Source organism: candidate division WOR-3 bacterium, from assembly GCA_026418155.1.
Classification (GTDB): Bacteria; Hydrothermota; Tepidihabitantia; order Tepidihabitantales; family CAIPLT01; genus JAOABV01.
In genome coordinates this window covers 3,626-4,006 of the sequence record JAOABV010000084.1, presented here as the reverse complement: position 1 = coordinate 4,006, position 381 = coordinate 3,626, and the positions used below count along the sequence as shown (strand labels likewise).

The window sequence follows — 381 nt, the reverse complement described above, 5'->3', positions numbered from 1 at the left end:
AGTTGTACCTATTTATAATGTTGTGAATAACATTAGCACAAAATGGCCCTTCATTATTACTTCCATAAGTAGGGGAATGCAATAAAATTATCTTGTCGTCATTTATCAATGGCTGGTTTATTTGTTGTCTAAAATATAAATCAATTGCTCTCAGTGATGCTAATTCTGCGGGGAGGTCAATAAGATTTTTATTGTTCCAGGTATTAACATCGAATTTATTTACTAATTCATTAACTTGGTTATTTTCCTTAAATCCTTCAAGCCAACTTGTCCGGTTTGCCTTCATTGCATCAATTTCATTCTTAGGCGCATTACGATTTTTTAATTCTGAGATTCGTTGAAGTGGGTATATTCGTTTTTCTTGGTCACTTAGTTGCCAAC

Annotated in this window: 1 protein-coding gene; it reads right to left on the bottom strand. The window is 33.1% G+C overall.

What is annotated here, in order from left to right; translation table 11 throughout:
• A partial coding sequence (locus tag N2201_07320; GenBank protein MCX7786008.1) for a hypothetical protein occupies positions 1-381 on the bottom strand: 381 nt, incomplete at both ends.